The sequence below is a fragment of the Bradyrhizobium sp. F1.4.3 genome (assembly GCF_040548375.1).
In the GTDB taxonomy this organism is placed as follows: domain Bacteria; phylum Pseudomonadota; class Alphaproteobacteria; order Rhizobiales; family Xanthobacteraceae; genus Bradyrhizobium.
In genome coordinates, this window is the sequence record NZ_JBEPRN010000014.1 from 98,037 (window position 1) to 116,202 (window position 18,166).

Consider the following 18,166-nt stretch of genomic DNA (forward strand, 5'->3'; position numbering starts at 1 on the left):
GCAGCAAATGCTTAAGCGCCACTTAACCCTAATTTTTAAGGTTGATTTTCTCTCACCGCACGTGCGCATGCTGCGAGAGCGTTGCAAAAATGCGGCGCCCGCGCGCCGCAATTGCTAACGATGTATGAAGCCGCAACGCGGCGAAAAAGGATGTGTTAACGCGCGTGCTGCGGCAGCTTGGGCAGGAATACCGCGAGCAACCCGATCGCCGGAAGGTAGGCGCAGACCTGGTAGACGAACTCGATCGAGGTGTGATCGGCGAGCTTGCCGAGCACGGCGGCGCCAAGGCCGCCGATGCCGAAGGCGACGCCGAAGAACACGCCGGAGATCATGCCGAAGCGATGCGGCACCAATTCCTGCGCGAACACGATGATCGACGACGTCGTCGAGGAGATGATGAGGCCGATGATGACGCTGAGCACCGCGCTCGCAGGGAGGCCGGCATAGGGCAGCGCCAGCGTGAACGGCAGCGCGCCGACGATCGAGATCCAGATCACGATCTTGCGGCCGAAGCGATCCCCGAGCGGTCCGCCGAAAAACGCGCCGACCGCATTCGCGGCCAGGAAGATGAAGAGATAGATCTGGGCTGCCTGCGTCGACACGCCAAAACGGTCGATCAGATAGAAGATGTAATAGCTCGACAGGCTCGAGACGTAGAGCTGCTTCGAGAACAGCAGGGCGACGAGCACGGCAAGCGCGACCGCGACGCGGCGCGAGCTCGGTGCGTCGGGATGAGCCTGGGCCACCGCCGTCTTCTTCGCCTTGATCTGCGGCTCATACCAGCGGCCGATGCGCCAGAGGATGACAATGGCGAGGAACGCGATCGAGGAGAACCAGGCGATGCTGCCCTGCCCGAACGGCACGACGATCAGCGCAGCCAGCACCGGTCCCATCGAGGTCCCAAAGCTGCCGCCGAGCTGGAACACCGACTGCGCTAAGCCATAGCGGCCGCCGGAGGCGAGCCGCGCGATGCGCGCGGACTCCGGGTGGAACACCGCGGAGCCGAGGCCGACCAGAGCAGCCGCGACGAGGATGACAAGATATTGGTGCGCGGCGCTGAGCAGCAACAGGCCGAAGAAGGTCGAGGCCATGCCGATCGACAGCGAATAAGGCTGCGCCTTCTTGTCGGTGTAGTGGCCGACCACCGGCTGGAGCAGCGAGGCCGTGAACTGGAAGGCCAGCGTGATCATCCCGATCTGCGCAAAGTCGAGCGCGTAGGTGTCCTTCAGGATCGGATACACCGAGGCGATCAGCGACTGCATGGTGTCGTTGAGAAAGTGCGAGAAGCTGATGCCGGCAAGCACGATATAGGCCGGCCCCGCGGCCGCCTTGGCGACAGAAGGTGTGACGTCGCTGACGACGACAGGCTCGGCCAGCGTTTCCTCGGAGACGACGACAGGCTTGTTCAATGGATCGATCCCGGCAGGCGCGGCGAACCGCCGCACCGCCTAACTACGATGCTCGCTGCGGCCGAACCACCGCCAATCGTCGATAGCTGGGATGCGCGTGTGGCCTCGCGTTCACGTCAGTGAACTTGCGGGCCTGCATGGTTCGAGACGCCCGCTTTGGGCGGGCTCCTCACCATGAGGGTCTTGGATTTCGCCGAGAACCAAGACCTCCTCCTGAGGGCCCGCCAAAGGCGGGCGTCTCGAAGGATGGGCTGCAAGCGCTTAAGCCGCCGCCTGCCCGAGCGCCGAGACGATGGTGTCGACGACGTCCTCGACGAGGATGCGGTCCTCGCCCTCGGCCATGACGCGGATCACCGGCTCGGTGCCGGAGGAGCGGATCAACAGACGGCCGTGGCCGTTGAGCCGCTGCTCGCCATCGGAGATCGCCGACTTGACGTCGGAATCATCGAGCGGCTTGCCACCCTTGTGGCGGACGTTCTTCAGGATCTGCGGCAGCGGATCGAAGCGATGGCAGACCTCGGACACGGGCCGGCGCAGCTTCTGCACCACCGCCAGCACTTGCAGCGCGGCAACAAAACCGTCGCCGGTGGTGGCGTAGTCGGACAGGATGATGTGGCCGGACTGCTCGCCGCCGAGATTGTAGCCACCGCTCAGCATCTGCTCGAGCACGTAGCGGTCGCCGACCGGCGTGCGCACAAGATCGAGCCCCTGCCCTTTCAGGAAGCGCTCGAGCCCCAGATTGGACATCACGGTGGCGACGATGCCCGGACGCGACAGCCGTCCGTCTTCCTTCCAGCTCTGCGCGATCACCGCGAGCAACTGGTCGCCGTCGACGAGATGGCCGCGCTCGTCGACCAGGATGACGCGGTCGGCGTCACCGTCGAGCGCGATGCCGATATCGGCGCGCATCTCGCGCACCTTCCTGGCCAGCGCCTCCGGCGAGGTCGAGCCACATTCCTTGTTGATGTTGAAACCGTCGGGCTCGACGCCGATCGGCACTACGTCGGCGCCCAATTCCCACAGCGCTTCCGGCACCACCTTGTAGGCCGCACCATTGGCGCAATCGACCACGACGCGCAGGCCGTCGAGCGAGAGGTCGCGCGGCAGCGTGCGCTTGGCGAATTCGATGTAGCGGTCGTGCACGCCGTCGATACGGCGGGCGCGGCCCAGGCTCGCGCTCTGCGCCAGCCGCTTGTCGAGGGACTCGTCGAGCAACTGCTCGATCTGCTTCTCGACGTCGTCGGAGAGCTTGAAGCCCTGCGGGCCGAACAGCTTGATGCCGTTGTCCTCGAACAGATTGTGCGAGGCGGAGATCATCACGCCGAGATCGGCGCGCATCGACTTGGTCAGCATCGCCACCGCCGGCGTCGGCATCGGGCCGACCAGCAGCACATCCATGCCGACCGAGGTGAAGCCCGCAACCATGGCGTATTCGATCATGTAGCCGGACAGACGGGTGTCCTTGCCGATTACGACCCGGTGGCGGTGATCACCGCGCTGAAACGCAAGGCCAGCGGCCTGGCCGACCTTGAGTGCGAGCTCCGGCGTGATCAGTCCGTTGGCGCGACCCCGAATCCCGTCCGTCCCGAAATATTTGCGGCTCATATCGTCCCCCACGCAACAACCAGGGATCCCGACTACAACCCCCGGGTGCCCGGACGGGCCCCGCATCCCTGATTTGCTGAGGTCTTATAAAGCCATCGCGGCTAACTTGGCTTCAAAAAATATAATGAATCATTACGGAACCGGGGCTGCCTTCACCACGGTAACCTATTGTTAACGCTATATTTTTGGCTGAAGCGCCAGAACGGAAGGGAACCCTCCTAGTCCGTCCGCTTGACATGACTGTCCCCGCGGCTCGGCGCCGGCTGGGTGACGTTGACGGGATCAGAGCCCGGAAAGGTCTCTTCCAACCCCTCCTCCAGCGCCTCCTCGAGCCGGCGCTTCTCCTTGATCTCCTCCGGCGTCGGCTCGCTGTGCGGTCTGGTCATGGCGCCCTCTCTGCAAACGGTTTCGCAAACGATTTGGCTGTGCATCCAACCATGCTAGATGACCCCTCAATCTTCCGATGCAAGACTTCCGATGCAAGACGGGCCGGGGAACGTTCATGAAGCACATCACCTGTATCGACGATCTTCGCGCGCTGCATAAGCGCCGCGTGCCGAAAGCGTTCTTCGACTATTGCGACCGCGGCTCCTATGCCGAGGAGACGCTGCGCGCCAACCGCGACGATCTCCAGGACATCAAATTCCGCCAGCGCATCCTGGTCGACGTCTCCAGGCGCGACACCGCGACCACGATCCTGGGCGAGCCCTCGACCATGCCGCTGATCCTGGCGCCCGTCGGCCTCCTGGGCATGCAGCATGGCGACGGCGAGATCTACGCCTGCCGCGCGGCGCAGGCCGCCGGCATCCCGTTCACGCAGTCGACGATGTCGATCTGCTCGATCGAGGACATCGCTGCCAATGTCGAGAAGCCGTTCTGGTTCCAGCTCTACGTGATGAAGGACCGCGGCTTCATCAAGGAGCTGATCCAGCGCGCGATGGCGGCGAAGTGCAGCGCGCTGGTGCTGACCGTCGACCTCCAGGTGATCGGGCAGCGCCATGCCGACATCAAGAACGGCATGACGATCCCGCCCGAGTGGACGCTGTCGAAATTTTTGGATTTCGCGACCAAGCCGGCCTGGGTCTCCGGCGTGCTGCGCGGCAAGCGCCGCACCTTCGGCAACATCGCCGGTCACGTGAAGAACACCGCGGATCTCAACCGCCTCGCGGAATGGACCGCGTCGCAGTTCGATACCTCGCTGAGCTGGAAGGACATCGAGTGGGTCCGCAGCATCTGGCCGGGCAAGCTCATCATCAAGGGTATTCTGGACGTCGAGGACGCCGAGGAAGCCGCCAAGACCGGCGCGCAGGCGCTAGTGGTGTCGAACCATGGCGGCCGTCAGCTCGACGGCGCGCCGTCGTCGATCGAAGTGCTGCCCGGGATTGCCGACGCGGTCGGTGACAGGATGGAGATCATGTTCGACGGCGGCATCCGCTCCGGCCAGGACGTGATGCGCGCGCTCGCGCTCGGCGCAAAATCCTGCATGATCGGCCGCGCCTATGCCTACGGCCTGGGTGCCGGCGGCCAGGCCGGCGTCGCCAAGGCGATCGACATCATCCAGAAGGAGCTGCTCACGACCATGGGCCTGTGCGGCGTCAACAAGGTGGACGAGATCGACGATCACATCATTGCGGTGCCGTAGGGCACTCCTAAGGTTTCCGAAGGCGGCCGCAACAATCTCCGCTGTCGTCCCGGACAAGCGCGCCTCAAGCGCGCGCCGATCCGGGACGACGGCGGAGACTATGGCGCCGTTTGCGCGCCCCCTCACATCGGCGGCGTGACGCCGTCGCGGCCGACATTGACTCTGTTGGCTTCCAGCGAGCCGTCTTCCTTCTTCGCCGCGCCGAAGATGATCAGCTTGGCGCCCGGCTTGATCTCGGACTTGTCGCTGGCGACAAAGGTGACGATCGGGGTCTCCGGCGGCACCACTACTTTCTTCTCACCGTCCTTGTACTTGACCGTGATGTTCTGGCCGTCGGTGCCCTTGGCCGTCTGCGCCACGGTCGCGTTGGTCATGGTGGAATTGGCGCGCGCATCCCAGGGACGAAAACCTTCGGCGGCGCCGCGCTGGTTCTCCGGGAAGATGTGCACGGCGATCGCCTTCTGCGTGCCGTCGGGCTCGGGCATGGCGGTGACGCCGATATAGGAGCCTTCCTTGATCTCCGACAGCGAGGTCTTGACCACGGCAAAGACGGCGACGTTGTCGGTCATGTTCACCTTCACGTCGCTGCCTTCGCGCGTCTTGATGCCGAGCATATTGCCATCGACGCTCTCGATCGTGCCGCGGATGCGGACCGTCGGCGCCTGTTGCGCCGAAACGGATGAAACGAATACGCAGGTGACAAAGGCGGCCACGACGGCGCGTGGCATCCAGTTATTCAGCTTCGGCATGGTCTTGTCCCTTAGGTGTATTGCGGCGATCAATCACGGCAAACCCCGCGCGACCGCCGCTATTCCAGCACCCCGCGATCACATCGGCGGTGTCAGGCCATCACGGCCGACGCTGACCCGGTTGGTCTCGAACGAGCCGTCCGGCAATTGCTTCATGAAGGCGACGACCTTCGCGCCGGTCTTCAGGTCGGACTTGTCGGCCGGAACGAAGGTCACCACCGGCGTCATATCGGAGACGAACACCTTTTTCTCGCCGTCCTTGTACTTCACGAGCAAGGTATGGCCATCATTGCCGACCACGCTTTCCGACACCGTGGCATTGGTCATGCTGGAGTTGGGTTTCAGATCATAGGGCCGCGAGCCCTCGCCGGTGCCGCGCATGCTCTCCGGGAACACATGGACCTCGACGGCGTTCTCGCCACCCTCCGGTCCCGGCACAGTGGTGGCGCCGACGAAAGAGCCGACCTTGATGTCGGCGAGCGAGATCTTGGTGATGCCGGCCACGCGCACGTCGGAAGCAATGTGGAGCTTGACGTCTTCACCGCTGCGCGACTTGACCTGCATCGTGTCGCCTTCGACGCTTTCGATCGTGCCGCGCACGCGTGTCGGCACCGGCGCCTTCTGCGCGAATGCTGAGAGGGTCGAGACGGCCACCATCGCGACGGCGATGAGTGGACGTGTAAAAGTTGCACGTTGAACAGACATGACGGTCTCCGGTTGTCCCCACGGACATAGAACTCCGGAGACCGCGTGCTATTCGCTCAAGTCTTTGTGAGATCGGCCTCGACCAGCGCGCGCAGCTCCGCCGTGACCTCCGGCCTTTGGCCGAACCACAGTTCGAAGCCGCGCACCGCCTGGTGCAGGAGCATGCCGAGCCCGTCGGCGGTCTTCAGGCCACGCGCCTTTGCGGCCGCAAGCAGCGGCGTCACCAGCGGAACATAGACGAGGTCGGCAACGACGGCCGCTTCCGGCAGGCGCGCCACGTCGATATCGAGTGACGCCTGGCCATGCATCCCAAGCGACGTTGTGTTCACGAGAAGTTTTGCCCGCGGCAGGACGTCGTTGATCCCGTCCCAGGCGACCGGATGCACGTTCGGGCCGAACTGTTTTGCCAGCGTCTCGGCCCGTGCAAGGGTGCGGTTGGCGAGATGAACGCGGGCGACGCCCCGCTCAAGCAGGCCAAACACGACCGCGCGCGACGAGCCGCCGGCTCCCAGCACCAGCGCCTCTTCGGCGCGATCCCAATCGGGCGCGCTGGCATCGAGATTGTTGATGAAGCCCTCGACGTCGGTGTTGGTCGAGCGCAATTCACCATCCGCGAACCACAGCGTGTTGGCGGCGCCGACCGCCTTCGCGCGTGCATCCGGCGTGGACAACGCGAGCACGCCCTCCTTGTGCGGGATGGTGACGTTTGCGCCCACAAACCCCCGCAGCGACAGCCGCAGCACGAAGTCGCGGAGATCGTCGGGCGGAACGGCCTCAATGACATAGCCACCCGCGATCTCGAGCGTGCGCAGCCAATAATGATGGATCAGCGGCGAGCGCGAATGCGCTGCCGGCCATCCGATCAGACAGGCTGCAGGAGTTTTGGTCTCGGTCATCCTTCCCTCGGGTCGTGTCGGAGGCGATCCATTTCGCGTCCGGCCGGCCCTGTCAAGCGCGCGGGCGCCGCATCGCGATGGCCACGGCCGCGCTCAAGGCGAGCGCGGCGCCAGCGGCAAACCAGATCGCGGCGAGGTTGATCCAGGCATAGAAGAGCGCGCCGGCCGCCGAGCCTGCAACCAGCGCCGCCCACAACAGCAAGTTCGGCGCCCAGCCCCAGCGTGGACCGCCGCTCAGACTGACGGCGAGGAGATGGCCGACCTTGACCAGCGCGCCCGTGACATAGGTGAGGCCGAGGCCCGCGCCGCCGTCGATCTGGAACACGGCATTCTCGAGGCCCATCGCGAGCACGATTCCCGCAATCGCGAGGCCAGGCAGGCCGAACGCGTGGCAAAGCGCGGCGACCGCAAGCAGCGCGGCTTCGGTGAGAAGCAGCCAGGGTTGCCGCTCGGTGCCGCCGCCGAGCACCACCAGGCTGCCGGCCGCAGCTCCAGCCACGAACAGCACGATCAGGGCGACGGCGCCGGCGGCCTGCCACCACTGTGCCTCCGCAAGACTTACGCCGAGGCGCGTGGAATTGCCGCTCATGAATGAGACGAACAGGCCGCCGAGATGCAGAAAGCCGATGCCGTCGACATAGCCCGCGAGCGCGCTGAGCGCGCTGGCCAACGCAATATTGCGACGCGAGTCCAGCATTCCGATGCACCACCGCCGTGACGTCGCGGCAGTGTCGATCAAATCGGCCGGCTTGAGAAGCGTGCGCCGCTGGTGTACGGCGGTAAACGCAAGCGCTTGCGTGGCGACGTCTCGTCACCTCTCCCCGCAAGAGCGGGGAGAGGTTGTGAGAGAGCGGTGCGTGCCTTACTGCGAGATGCGGATCACGCCGCGTCGCGATGTGCGGCGATGATCTGGTCGGCGGCGCGCCCGATCACCTCGGCCATGTGATCGAACTGCCGCGTGAAGCTGCCGGCACCTGCGGTGGCCGAGCGCAGCTCCACGATCAATTCGCCGATCTCGGCTTCCGGCATCATGGCGCGGACGCAGTCCCAACCGCTCCAGCCGCCGCGGGTGTCGAAGCCGAGGATCTGGCCGCGCCGCGCCGACAGGATCGCATTGATCTTGGCGGTGGCGTCGGTCGGACAGACGATCTCGACCACGTGGATCGGCTCCAGCAGCACCGACTGGCATTGCGGCAGGCCTTCGTTGAGCCCGACCCGCGCCGCCGTGCGGAAGGCGAGGTCAGACGAATCGACGCTGTGGTAGGAGCCGTCGGTCAGCGTCACCTGTAGATCAGTGACGGGAAAGCCGAGCGGGCCGCGCGTGAGCCCGTCGACGACGCCCTCTTCCACCGCCCCGATGTAGTTGCGCGGCACCGCGCCGCCGACCACCTTCTCGGCGAACTTGAAGCCCTCGCCGCGCGGCAGCGGTCGGATGTCGAGCACGACGTCGCCGAACTGACCGTGGCCGCCGGACTGCTTCTTGTGACGACCGCGCTGGGTGATCGGCTTGCGGATGGTCTCCTGATAGCCGATCGCGGGCGGATGCGACGTGATCTTGACGCCGAAGCGGTCGCGCAGCCGCTCGCTGGCCACACGCAGATGCATCTCGCCCTGCCCCCACAGCACGGTGTCATGGGTCTGGGCGTTCTGCATGACGACGAGTGAGGGATCCTCCTCGTGCAGCCGCGCCAGCGCCTGGCCGAGCTTGACGTCGTCCTTGCGGTCGATGGCTGCGATCGAAGCCGCGAGCACCGGCGGCGTCGGCTCGAGAGCGGCCAGCGCGGCCGGCTGGGTCTTGCCGCTCGAGACCGTGTCGCCAGTCTTGACCGGATCGAGCTTGGCGAGCGCCACCGTGTCGCCGGGTTCGGCCGAGGCACGCTTGGTGTCGTAAGCACCGTTGACGGCGAGGATGCCGGAGATGCGGCTCGTTCCGCCGGAGGAGGATTGCAGCGTGGCGCCGTCCTCGAGATGGCCGGCGAGCAGCCGCGTCAGCGACAGCTTTCCGCCGTGTTGCGAGTGCAGCGTCTTGAAGACGAAGCCAAGCGCGTCCTTGCTGTCGGGTGCGCCAAGACGCTTGGCGGTCTCCACGATACCGGGCGCCTCGTGGCGCAGCGCCTTCATCAGGCGCAGCACGCCGTTCTCGCGTGCGGCCGCACCCAGCAGCACGGGACAGATCTGCCCTTCGCGCAATTCGCGGGCGAGGTCGTCGAACACGGCATCGCGCGGCGGCTGGATGTCCTCGAGCAGTTGCTCCATCAGCGCATCGTCGTGGTCGGCGAGCTTCTCCAGCATCGAGAAGCGGGCTTCCTTCTCGCGGTCGAGATCGCCGCCTTCGAGCGCGATCACCTCGGAGGCCTTGTGCTCGCGATAGATGAAGGCGCGCTCCAGAGCGAGATCGACGAAGCCTTCGATCAACTCGCCGTTCCAGATCGGAATCTGGCGCAGCACCAGGGGCACACGCGAGGCCGGCTGGAGCGTTGCGAGCGTCTCGCGGATGCGCTTGTTGGCGCGATCGATCTTGTTGAGGAACAGGAAGCGCGGGATCTTCAGCTCCTCCAGCTCGCGCAGAATGATCTGAAGCTGCGGCAGCTTCTTCTCGTCGGCCTCGCAGACCACGACCGCGGCGTCGACAGCGGGAAGTGCTGCGCGCATGTCGTGGGCGAACTCGACGGAACCGGGACAATCCAGGAAGGTGTAGCTGTCGCCCATGAAACTCGTGGTGGCGGCAGTCAGCCCGACGGTCATCTTGTGATGACGGGCCTCGGCACTGGCGTCGCCGACCGAAGTTCCGGCGTCGACGCTGCCGGCGCGCGGGATTGCGCTCGTTCGCGCCAACATCGCTTCAAGAAGTGTGGTTTTACCGCTTTGGAAAGGGCCCACCAGCGCAATGCACCGTGGACCTCGGGGACTTCTGACGTCTTGTCCCATTCGCCGCCTCCTTCATCTGGAGCTCGGCCCATGATTGGGTCGGCAGCAATGGATGCTCTGCCGGTCCTTATCGTTTGGCAAGCGCGAAACGTCGCTGCGTTGCGTCGCGATCACACACGTGAAATTGTTAACGGCCCGGACGCAGTTCCAGGCTCTCCAGGCCGGCGGCGACGTTGAGGCCAACCTGGCCCTGCACGCTGAGCGGCTGGAGCGCGATCGAATTGTTGGAGCCGCCGACCAGCACGTTGCCGCCGAGGCCGACGCCGACCGACGCGCTGCCCTGCGCGCCCGCATAGCTGCCGGAGAGATCGCCGGGGCCGAGCCGGTCGACCGGTGCGAACACGCCCCAGGCGAGCGCGGTCTCCTGGGTGATGCCGAGATCGAGGCCGACTTTTCGGATCGTCGCGACGTAGCGGTCCTCGGGCACGCCGTCGGCGCGAAGCACGCAGCCGAGATTGGTCACCGATCCCACCACGAAGCCGATGCTGGCGCCGCCGCGGCATTCGAGCACGCCGACCCGCACCATCCGCTGCTGCGCGCTGGCGCCCGCAATCGAGGCGACGAGGCTCGCGACGGTAAGTCCGGCGAGGAGGAGTGAGCGGCGCATGAAATGTCTCCGGCTATGAAAGTGATGCGAGCAGAGCGGGCGCCATTCCCGTGACGCGCGACGTTCTATGGCACAATAGTTTTGGCGGGGCCAGATCGCACTCCGCAATAAAAAAGGCCCGCTTGGAAAGCGGGCCTTTTCGTTTCTGATTGCGACAGGCTCAGCGCAGATTGCCGCAGAAGCGCTGGATGCGCTTGCAGGCATCTTCGAGGTCCGAGGTCTTGGTCGCATAGGAGATGCGGAAGGCCGGGCCGAGGCCGAAGGCCGAACCCTGCACCACGGCGACGCCTTCGGTCTCCAGGAGCTCGGTGACGAACTGCTCGTCGTTGGAGATGACGTTGCCCGAGGGCGCTTTCTTGCCGATCGTGCCGGCGCAGGACGGATAAACGTAGAACGCACCCTCGGGGCGCGGGCACTCGATGCCGTTGGCCTGGTTGAGCATGGAGACGACGAGGTCGCGGCGCTCCTTGAACACCTTGTTGTTGGCGGGGATGAAGTCCTGCGGACCGTTCAGCGCCTCAACCGCCGCCCACTGCGAGATCGAGGACGGGTTCGAGGTCGACTGCGACTGGATCGTCGACATCGCCTTGATGAGCTGCGCGGGGCCGCCGGCATAGCCGATGCGCCAGCCGGTCATGCAATAGGCCTTCGAGACGCCGTTCACGGTGAGCGTGCGGTCGTAGAGCCTCGGCTCAACCTGCGCCACAGTGGTGAACTGGAAGTCGTCATAGACGAGGTGCTCGTACATGTCGTCGGTCATCACCCAGACATGGGGATGCCTGACCAGCACGTCGGTGAGCGCCCTCAGCTCGGCGCGCGTATAGGCCGCACCGGTCGGGTTCGAGGGCGAGCACAGGATCACCCATTTGGTCTTCGGCGTGATCGCGCGCTCGAGCGCTTCGGCCTGGAGCTTGAAACCGGTCGCCGCAGTGCAGACCACCGGCACCGGCTCGCCGCCGGCGAGCGCCACCATCTCGGGATAGCTGACCCAGTAGGGCGCCGGAATGATCACCTCGTCGCCCGGATTGATGGTCGCCATCAGCGCGTTGTAGAGCACCTGCTTGCCGCCGGTGCCGACGATCACCTGGTTCGGCTTGTAGACGACGCCGTTCTCGCGCTGAAACTTCGCGATGATGGCTTCCTTCAGCTCGGGGATGCCGTCGACAGCGGTGTACTTGGTCTTGCCGGATTCGATGGCATGGATCGCCGCCAGCTTGATGTTGGCGGGCGTGTCGAAATCGGGCTCGCCGGCGCCGAGACCAATGACGTTGCGGCCCGCCGCTTTCAGCGCACGTGCTTTATCCGTGACCGCGATGGTCGCGGACGGCTTCACACGGTCGAGCGCAGCGGCAAGGAAGGGCATCGTCATCTCCTGACAAGCGTCGTGAACCCATGGGTCGTCACGACTCTGATTGTGGGAATGAGGCACCCTAAAACGAGCGCCGCTGCACCGCAAGAAACTTCGACCCGATCTCGAAAAAGTTTACGGATTTGAGCGTTTCCAGGCACGATTTCCCGCAATAATCCGCAACTTTGCCCCAGGAATCCCTCATATCCGGCAAGGCATGTCCTCGGAGCAATTTTGCAGCTTTGGAACACCATGAAACGAGAACATCGTCATGCCCGGGCCTTGTCCCGGGCATCCACATTCTTCGTGCCGTGTGGCAGAGCTTGGATAGCCGGGACATAGGCGAGCGAAAGCGACGCCGTCCTTCGGATGGCTATGCCGGCCATGACGATGCGGAAGCTTCAGTGCCCCAAAACGCGATCGCCTTGCCTCGGACACGATCGCGCGGAGCGAAGTATCCGCACGTTGACGCAAGCGTGATCTGATTTGCAGCGTCGCGCGAAAATGATCTTCCGCGGCGTTGCAGTGCGGTAGGGTTTTCGAGTTTTTCTATTGCCCGGCCCTTGCGGCGGATTCGCATCGGCATCATTGTTTAGCCGCGTTGCAGGGCAACAAGCCCCGCGCCTTCACGTCTTTCGGAATCGAACTCCCAGAATGTACAAGCTCTATTCGATGCAACGGTCCGGCAACAGCTACAAGGTCCGCCTTGCGCTGGCGCTGTTGAACTTGCCCTACGAAGCGGTCGAAGTGGACATTCTGCGCGGCGAGAGCCGCACGCCGGATTTCCTGGCCAAGAATCCGTCAGGCCAGGTGCCGCTGCTCGAGGTCGGCGACAACCGTTTCCTCGCCGAGTCCAACGCCATCCTGTGGTACGTCGCTGTCGGCACGCCGCTCGCGCCGGAGAACCGGATCGATCGCGCCGACGCGCTGCAATGGATGTTCTTCGAGCAGCACGCGCTCGAGCCGAATATCGGCGCCGCCTATTTCTGGCTGTCGCTGGTCAAGGGCGGCCGCGACCTCCAGACCCACGCACTGGAGGACTGGATGGAGCGCGGCTATGGCGCGCTCCAGGTGATGGAGAACCACCTCAAGACCAACGCCTACTTCGCCGCCCGCCAGCTCACGGTCGCCGACATCGCGCTCTACGGCTACACCCATCTCGCCGACCGCTGCGACTTCGACCTCTCGACCTTCCCGGCGGTCCGGGACTGGCTGAAGCGCGTCGAAGCGGCGCCGGGCTTCGTGGCGATGGACTGGCGGCCGGCCGACATTGAAGACCCCGCCAGCATCGCGGCTGGGGCCTGAGAACCGAAACGGCGTTAAGAAATAGCGGGCATAGCGTTAACCTTTGCCGCAATCCCGCCACTTTCAGTGAGATAGCCGCCGCAATATTGCCGGTTGAAATTGTGAAATTGTTCGGCGTCGCGAGTGATTCGCTCGCACGTTGAAGGATTTGGACCATGGTACGGGCGTCCGGCACGGCAGGCTTTCAGAGCCGACCTGCTGTCGCCGCCTCTTCCCGGTTGACCAATACGGTGGTGGCTTCGCTCGCAATCGCGGCGCTGTCGCTGTGTCTGATTGTCACCCTGACGGTGCTGTCGACGAAGGCGACCATGGCGATGGGTCTTCCGAGCTGACCCCCGTTCATCCTCGAGCAGCCTTCGAAGCACCCTGTGAGCACCCGCGCCGACAGGCACGCGGGAGGACATCGATGAAATCACCTGCGGTAGTCGTCGCAATTGCGCTGGCCGCGGCCATTCTGGTCGCGGCATCGCTGTTGATCCTGACCGGCGCGCGCAAGAGTGCTGGCACGTCAACGCTGAACGCGCCGACGCATCTGCAACGCGCAATGCCGTTTCATTTGGCTTAAAATCCTTCGAAAGCTTCGCTCTCCCCGGCAAGCGCCCCTTAAGCACCGCGCGCGAAATCACATCACGATCGCGCAACGATCGGTCAGTCTGGCCGCGTTACCTCGTTCAGGAGGAGCGAGACAGGACCATGCGGTTCGGATGGCGAGCGATCTCCGGTCCGGCGCTGACGGCAGCGACCGCGCTGCTGGCGATCGTGCTCGACCGTCATTTCCCCGCTCCCGCACTCGCGCCACTGTTCGTCTGCATCGTCGCGCTCGCCGGTTCGCTTTCGGGCTTTGCGTCCGCGCTTGGCAGCGCAACGATCGCCGTGATCGGTGCGGCGCTGCACTCTCTCAGCCATCGTACCATGCCGGGCTTTGCCGCGGCTGATCTCGTGCAACTCGGCCTGCTGGCGATCACGACCGCCGGCACCGCTGCCATCACCGGCCTGATGCGCGAGCGCCTGCTCGACGCCTTCGCCTCCGAGCGCCGCAACCACACCACCGCCGCACGGCTGTCGGCCGCGCTCGACGAGGTCGATATCGGCATCGTACTGCTCGATGCCGAGACCCGCGCCGAATTCATCAACCGCGCGTTCCGCGACTATTTTGCACTGCCCGACGAGAAGGCCGACGACAGGCCGCCCTTCATCGCGCTGATGTATCACGGCCGCGACACCGGCGCGTTCGAGCTGCCGGAGGACGAACTGGGCGCCTTCATCGCGCAGCGCATGGAGATGGTGCGAATCGGCGATGCCACGCCGATCAATATCAACTTGCGGAATGGCGAGGTGCTGCGCTTCGTCTGCACCGCGCTGCCCGACGGCGGACGCATGCTAAGCTATACGCCGGTCACCGACCTCGTCCGCCACACCGATACGCCCTCGCGCGGCGACTACTACCGCTCGCTGCGCGATCCCACAGGCCGCAGGCTGATCCGCTATCTGCGTGTTGCTGAGTAACACAAGAGCACGATTGATCCGCGCGCCCATCATCACGTATGAAGGACGCCTCATCGATTGCGGAATTTGCAGATGTCGCTCACCATTCGCTCCGTCACGCGGCAGGATTACGATCAATGGCTGCCGCTGTGGGACGGCTACAACGCCTTTTACGGCCGCTCCGGTCCGACCGCGCTTGCGCCCGAGATCACGCGCGTGACGTGGCAGCGTTTCTTCGATGCCTACGAGGCCGGTGCATGCGCTGGTCGCCGAAAGCGACGGCCGCCTGCTCGGGCTCACGCATTATCTGTTTCATCGCAGCACCACCGCGATCGAACCGTCCTGCTATTTGCAGGATCTGTTCACGCGCGAGGCCGCGCGCGGCAAGGGCGTCGCCTCGGCGCTGATCTACGGCGTCTATGAGCGCGCAAAGCTCGCGGGATCACCGCGCGTCTACTGGCAGACGCATGAGACCAATGTCACGGCGCAGAGCCTGTACGACAAGGTCGCGGAACGCTCCGGCTTCATCGTCTATCGCAAGATCTTCTGATCCTACCGCAGGAGCCCTGTGGATAACTCTCCCTGTCACCCGCGCGTAACACTCCGGGGTTAGGTTGCGCCTGCGTCTGATCAGGCCCCCCGTCACCGATCAAGCGCCCCAAAGCGGTCCCCGTCAGTCGCCGCGTCTGACTGGGGCCGCATTTTTTTGCCTGCGATTTCCTTTCCACGATTTCCTTGCCGGCATGGCAGCAACGCGGGGCCACCCGCTTGCCGGTGCAGCGCACCGCGGTCACAATGGGCACTGCTTTGTTCTGACAGGATCTTCCATGGAAATTCGTAATCTCGGCGGCTCTGGCCTGCGCGTGTCTGCGGTCGGGCTCGGCTGCAACAATTTCGGTCAGCGCACCGATCTGGAGACCTCGCGCAAGGTGATCCACCGCGCACTCGATCTCGGTATCACGCTGTTCGACACCGCCGACATCTATGCAGGGATGGGCGGCTCGGAGACGGTGCTCGGCATCGTGCTCGGCGACCGCCGCAAGGACATCGTGCTCGCCACCAAATATTCCAAGCCGATGGCAGCCGACGGCACCAAACAGGGCGCCTCGCGCCGCTACATCATGAACGCGGTCGAAGCCAGCCTGACGCGGCTCAAGACCGACTACATCGATCTCTACCAGCAGCACGATTACGATCCGCTGACGCCGATGGAAGAGACCTTGCGTGCGCTCGACGACCTGATCCGCCAGGGCAAGGTCCGCTACATCGGCAATTCCAACTTCCCGGCCTGGCGCATCGCGGAAGCCGAGTTCACCGCGCGCGCGATGAATGTCAGCCGCTTCGTCTCGGCCCAGGACGAATACAGCCTCGTGGTGCGCGACATCGAGAAGGATTTGCTGCCCGCTGCGCAGGAATACAAGCTCGGCCTGCTGCCGTTCTTCCCGCTGGCGAGCGGCCTGCTCACCGGCAAGTATCAGCGCGGCGCAGCGGCGCCCGCCGACACGCGCTTTGGCAAGGCGCCGGCGCTGCGCGACCGCTACGTCACGCCGCGCAACGAAGATATCGTCGAAAAGCTCCAGGCCTTTGCGAAAGCGCGCGGCCACTCGATGCTCGAGCTCGCCTTCTCCTGGCTCGCCGCGCGCCCGCAGGTGTCGAGCGTGATCGCGGGCGCGACCCGCGTCGAGCAGGTCGAGGAGAACGTCAAGGCGATCGCCTGGCGGCTCAGCGCCGATGATGTTGCCGAGATCGACAAGATCACCAAAGGTTGACGTTTTGGAGCACGGCGCTACTTCGCGCCGCGCCCGACCGTCTGCATCACCTCAAAGCCTTCGAACTGGGGATGGCCGAGATAGAGCGGCTTGTTGTCGCCAGCGCGCTGATGCGCGGCCCGGAAAGCCTCCGACTTGGTCCATGCGTCGAACGCCGCATGGTTCGCCCACACGGTGTGCGAAGCATAGAGCGTGTGGTCCTCGAGCTCGGGCCCCCGCAGCAGATGGAATTCGACGAAACCCGGCACCTTGTCGAGATGGGTGTCGCGCGAAAGCCAGACCTGCTCGAAGGCCGATTCGGAGCCTTTGGCGACGCGGAAGCGGTTCATGGCGATGTACATTGCTTGTCTCTCCTGATGCTCCGCCATTATCTCGTCATTCCGGGACGCACCGCAAGGCGCGGGCCCGGAATCCATTTTACCATAGAGCCTGCGGAGAAATGGATTCTCAGATGCGCAATTGCGCATCATAGCTCGCGGTACGCGCGCCCCGGAATGACGGTTTATACAACCAGCCCCTTCATCGGCCTTGCGCTTGCGCTGTCCGGAAACACTGTCTCTGCCAGCACGCGATCCGACAGACCGAACTGACTCTGCAGCACGCCCTTGATAACGGCGCGGAGATCGGTGGTGGGCTTGAGGTCGCGGCCTTCGTAGAGGTTGGCGAGCTTGAGACCGGGCCAGTCGGAGATGACGCGGCCGCCTTTCACCGCGCCGCCGGCGAGCAGCGCAATGGTGCCGGTGCCGTGATCGGTGCCGTCGGTGCCATTGATGCGCGCGGTGCGGCCGAACTCGGTGGCGACGATGATGACGGTGTCGCGCCAGCGGTCACCGAGGCCGCTTTCGAATTCGGCGAGCGCGCCGTCGAGCCCGCCGAGCAGGAAGGCGAGACGGCCGACCGGGCCGCCTTCATTGGCATGCGTGTCCCAGCCGTCGAAGGCGAGTGCGGCGATGCGCGGACCGTCATCGGCCGCCATCAGCTTTGCCGCGCCGCGCGCCACCTGCCGCATCTGCGCGACCGCATTGCCGGGCTTTGGCTTCATGTCGTCGCCGGATGCCGCCTTCTCGAGCTGGAGCCCCTGCGACAGCGCCGAGGCCAATGCAGGATCGCGGTGACGGTAGAGCTCGACGAGCCGCATCGCGGTGTCGTCATCGGCCTGCGGCAGCGCGACCGGCGCCCAGCCAACGGTCGGCGCCGCGCCGCGCAGCACCAGCGGCGTGGTGGGGCCGACCGCGAGCCCGCTCGACACGCGCTCACCGCGCGGCAGCGCCTCCAGCGCACGGTTGAGCCAGCCGGACTGCACGCGGCCGGGACCGGCGTAGCCGCTTTCGAGCACGTCCTGGCCGTCGAAATGCGAGCGATCGCGATAGGGCGTCGCCACCGCATGGATCACCGCGGCATGCGTATCGCGGTACATGCGGGCGAATTCAGGCATCGACGGATGCAGTGCGAAGAAGGAATCGAGCATGATGGCGGGATGCGCGCCATCCGCGGTGAGCGCGATCGATCCGTGCAGGCCGGCATAATCGGGATCGCCGACCGGCGCGACGGTCGCGAGCCCGTCGAGCGCGCCGCGCAGGATCACCACGATCAGGCGGGGATCGCGCCCGTCCGCCGCGCGCGCCAATTTCGGCAAATAAGCCCAGGCCGCGAAGGAGGCGCCGCCGAGCAGAAGGCCGCGGCGCGAGGTGAGCAGCCGGTTCTCGGTGCAATCCATC

General features: G+C 65.0%; 18 protein-coding genes and 1 pseudogene. 7 read left to right on the top strand and 12 right to left on the bottom strand.

Annotated elements, in window-relative coordinates; all coding sequences use genetic code 11:
• Positions 1–155: 155 nt before the first annotated feature.
• The 3 genes from ABIB73_RS28375 to ABIB73_RS28385 form a co-directional block, all read right to left on the bottom strand.
• Positions 156–1,409, bottom strand: a complete 1,254-nt coding sequence (locus tag ABIB73_RS28375) for an MFS transporter (RefSeq protein ID WP_354229360.1) — start codon at positions 1,407–1,409, stop codon at positions 156–158.
• 261 nt (positions 1,410–1,670) lie between these two features.
• Positions 1,671–3,014, bottom strand: a complete 1,344-nt coding sequence (gene glmM / locus ABIB73_RS28380; RefSeq protein WP_354229362.1) for a phosphoglucosamine mutase — start codon at positions 3,012–3,014, stop codon at positions 1,671–1,673.
• A gap of 218 nt (positions 3,015–3,232) precedes the next feature.
• On the bottom strand, positions 3,233–3,400 hold the full coding sequence (locus tag ABIB73_RS28385) for a hypothetical protein (protein ID WP_354229364.1): 168 nt from the start codon (positions 3,398–3,400) through the stop codon (positions 3,233–3,235).
• A gap of 116 nt (positions 3,401–3,516) precedes the next feature.
• On the opposite strand from ABIB73_RS28385, the gene ABIB73_RS28390 reads away from it, so the two are divergent.
• Positions 3,517–4,656: an alpha-hydroxy acid oxidase gene (locus ABIB73_RS28390; RefSeq protein WP_354229366.1), complete on the top strand. Its 1,140-nt coding sequence runs from the start codon at positions 3,517–3,519 to the stop codon at positions 4,654–4,656.
• Between the two features lie 122 nt (positions 4,657–4,778).
• On the opposite strand, the gene ABIB73_RS28395 is transcribed toward ABIB73_RS28390, so the two are convergent.
• The 7 genes from ABIB73_RS28395 to ABIB73_RS28425 all read right to left on the bottom strand — a co-directional run bounded on the left by ABIB73_RS28395 (position 4,779) and on the right by ABIB73_RS28425 (position 11,904).
• The gene (locus tag ABIB73_RS28395) at positions 4,779–5,384 is read right to left on the bottom strand and encodes a single stranded DNA-binding domain-containing protein (RefSeq protein WP_502918464.1); all 606 of its coding nucleotides are present in this window, start codon (positions 5,382–5,384) and stop codon (positions 4,779–4,781) included.
• 99 nt (positions 5,385–5,483) lie between these two features.
• Positions 5,484–6,110 (bottom strand): hypothetical protein, encoded by a 627-nt coding sequence (locus tag ABIB73_RS28400; protein ID WP_354229370.1) that lies wholly within the window; start codon positions 6,108–6,110, stop codon positions 5,484–5,486.
• A gap of 56 nt (positions 6,111–6,166) precedes the next feature.
• On the bottom strand, positions 6,167–7,006 hold the full coding sequence (locus tag ABIB73_RS28405; protein WP_354229372.1) for a shikimate dehydrogenase: 840 nt from the start codon (positions 7,004–7,006) through the stop codon (positions 6,167–6,169).
• A 52-nt stretch (positions 7,007–7,058) separates the two neighbouring features.
• A complete protein-coding gene (locus ABIB73_RS28410) occupies positions 7,059–7,703 on the bottom strand; it encodes a YoaK family protein (RefSeq protein WP_354229374.1) in 645 nt (214 codons plus the stop codon).
• A gap of 182 nt (positions 7,704–7,885) precedes the next feature.
• Entirely contained in the window at positions 7,886–9,934 is a 2,049-nt protein-coding gene (locus ABIB73_RS28415; protein ID WP_354229376.1) for an elongation factor G, read from the bottom strand.
• Positions 9,935–10,061: 127 nt separating this feature from the next.
• A complete protein-coding gene (locus ABIB73_RS28420) occupies positions 10,062–10,541 on the bottom strand; it encodes a DUF992 domain-containing protein (protein WP_354229377.1) in 480 nt (159 codons plus the stop codon).
• A gap of 160 nt (positions 10,542–10,701) precedes the next feature.
• Positions 10,702–11,904 (bottom strand): pyridoxal phosphate-dependent aminotransferase, encoded by a 1,203-nt coding sequence (locus ABIB73_RS28425; protein ID WP_354229379.1) that lies wholly within the window; start codon positions 11,902–11,904, stop codon positions 10,702–10,704.
• A gap of 639 nt (positions 11,905–12,543) precedes the next feature.
• Between ABIB73_RS28425 and ABIB73_RS28430 the strand changes: the two genes are divergently transcribed.
• The 6 genes and pseudogenes from ABIB73_RS28430 to ABIB73_RS28455 all read left to right on the top strand — a co-directional run bounded on the left by ABIB73_RS28430 (position 12,544) and on the right by ABIB73_RS28455 (position 16,448).
• The gene (locus ABIB73_RS28430; RefSeq protein WP_354229381.1) at positions 12,544–13,194 is read left to right on the top strand and encodes a glutathione S-transferase family protein; all 651 of its coding nucleotides are present in this window, start codon (positions 12,544–12,546) and stop codon (positions 13,192–13,194) included.
• A gap of 155 nt (positions 13,195–13,349) precedes the next feature.
• On the top strand, positions 13,350–13,526 hold the full coding sequence (locus ABIB73_RS28435) for a hypothetical protein (RefSeq protein ID WP_354229383.1): 177 nt from the start codon (positions 13,350–13,352) through the stop codon (positions 13,524–13,526).
• Between the two features lie 74 nt (positions 13,527–13,600).
• Positions 13,601–13,759, top strand: a complete 159-nt coding sequence (locus ABIB73_RS28440) for a hypothetical protein (RefSeq protein WP_354229385.1) — start codon at positions 13,601–13,603, stop codon at positions 13,757–13,759.
• Positions 13,760–13,887: 128 nt separating this feature from the next.
• On the top strand, positions 13,888–14,700 hold the full coding sequence (locus tag ABIB73_RS28445) for a PAS-domain containing protein (RefSeq protein WP_354229386.1): 813 nt from the start codon (positions 13,888–13,890) through the stop codon (positions 14,698–14,700).
• 72 nt (positions 14,701–14,772) lie between these two features.
• Positions 14,773–15,229: pseudogene (locus ABIB73_RS28450) on the top strand (GNAT family N-acetyltransferase).
• Between the two features lie 277 nt (positions 15,230–15,506).
• Positions 15,507–16,448, top strand: a complete 942-nt coding sequence (locus ABIB73_RS28455; protein ID WP_354229387.1) for an aldo/keto reductase — start codon at positions 15,507–15,509, stop codon at positions 16,446–16,448.
• 17 nt (positions 16,449–16,465) lie between these two features.
• On the opposite strand, the gene hmuQ is transcribed toward ABIB73_RS28455, so the two are convergent.
• Together hmuQ and ABIB73_RS28465 are read right to left on the bottom strand one after the other, a co-directional pair.
• Positions 16,466–16,789, bottom strand: coding sequence for a heme-degrading protein HmuQ (hmuQ, locus tag ABIB73_RS28460; protein ID WP_354229388.1), 324 nt, complete (start codon positions 16,787–16,789; stop codon positions 16,466–16,468).
• A gap of 161 nt (positions 16,790–16,950) precedes the next feature.
• A complete protein-coding gene (locus ABIB73_RS28465) occupies positions 16,951–18,165 on the bottom strand; it encodes a DUF1501 domain-containing protein (RefSeq protein WP_354229390.1) in 1,215 nt (404 codons plus the stop codon).
• Position 18,166 lies beyond the last annotated feature (1 nt).

Coding starts and splice junctions, on each gene's coding strand:
- glmM (WP_354229362.1), bottom strand. CDS start 3,014: ATGAGCCGCAAATATTTCGGGACGGACGGGATTCGGGGTCGCGCCAAC.
- ABIB73_RS28385 (WP_354229364.1), bottom strand. CDS start 3,400: ATGACCAGACCGCACAGCGAGCCGACGCCGGAGGAGATCAAGGAGAAG.
- ABIB73_RS28390 (WP_354229366.1), top strand. CDS start 3,517: ATGAAGCACATCACCTGTATCGACGATCTTCGCGCGCTGCATAAGCGC.
- ABIB73_RS28395 (WP_502918464.1), bottom strand. CDS start 5,384: ATGCCACGCGCCGTCGTGGCCGCCTTTGTCACCTGCGTATTCGTTTCA.
- ABIB73_RS28400 (WP_354229370.1), bottom strand. CDS start 6,110: ATGTCTGTTCAACGTGCAACTTTTACACGTCCACTCATCGCCGTCGCG.
- ABIB73_RS28405 (WP_354229372.1), bottom strand. CDS start 7,006: ATGACCGAGACCAAAACTCCTGCAGCCTGTCTGATCGGATGGCCGGCA.
- ABIB73_RS28410 (WP_354229374.1), bottom strand. CDS start 7,703: ATGCTGGACTCGCGTCGCAATATTGCGTTGGCCAGCGCGCTCAGCGCG.
- ABIB73_RS28415 (WP_354229376.1), bottom strand. CDS start 9,934: ATGGGACAAGACGTCAGAAGTCCCCGAGGTCCACGGTGCATTGCGCTG.
- ABIB73_RS28420 (WP_354229377.1), bottom strand. CDS start 10,541: ATGCGCCGCTCACTCCTCCTCGCCGGACTTACCGTCGCGAGCCTCGTC.
- ABIB73_RS28425 (WP_354229379.1), bottom strand. CDS start 11,904: ATGCCCTTCCTTGCCGCTGCGCTCGACCGTGTGAAGCCGTCCGCGACC.
- ABIB73_RS28430 (WP_354229381.1), top strand. CDS start 12,544: ATGTACAAGCTCTATTCGATGCAACGGTCCGGCAACAGCTACAAGGTC.
- ABIB73_RS28435 (WP_354229383.1), top strand. CDS start 13,350: ATGGTACGGGCGTCCGGCACGGCAGGCTTTCAGAGCCGACCTGCTGTC.
- ABIB73_RS28440 (WP_354229385.1), top strand. CDS start 13,601: ATGAAATCACCTGCGGTAGTCGTCGCAATTGCGCTGGCCGCGGCCATT.
- ABIB73_RS28445 (WP_354229386.1), top strand. CDS start 13,888: ATGCGGTTCGGATGGCGAGCGATCTCCGGTCCGGCGCTGACGGCAGCG.
- ABIB73_RS28455 (WP_354229387.1), top strand. CDS start 15,507: ATGGAAATTCGTAATCTCGGCGGCTCTGGCCTGCGCGTGTCTGCGGTC.
- hmuQ (WP_354229388.1), bottom strand. CDS start 16,789: ATGTACATCGCCATGAACCGCTTCCGCGTCGCCAAAGGCTCCGAATCG.
- ABIB73_RS28465 (WP_354229390.1), bottom strand. CDS start 18,165: ATGGATTGCACCGAGAACCGGCTGCTCACCTCGCGCCGCGGCCTTCTG.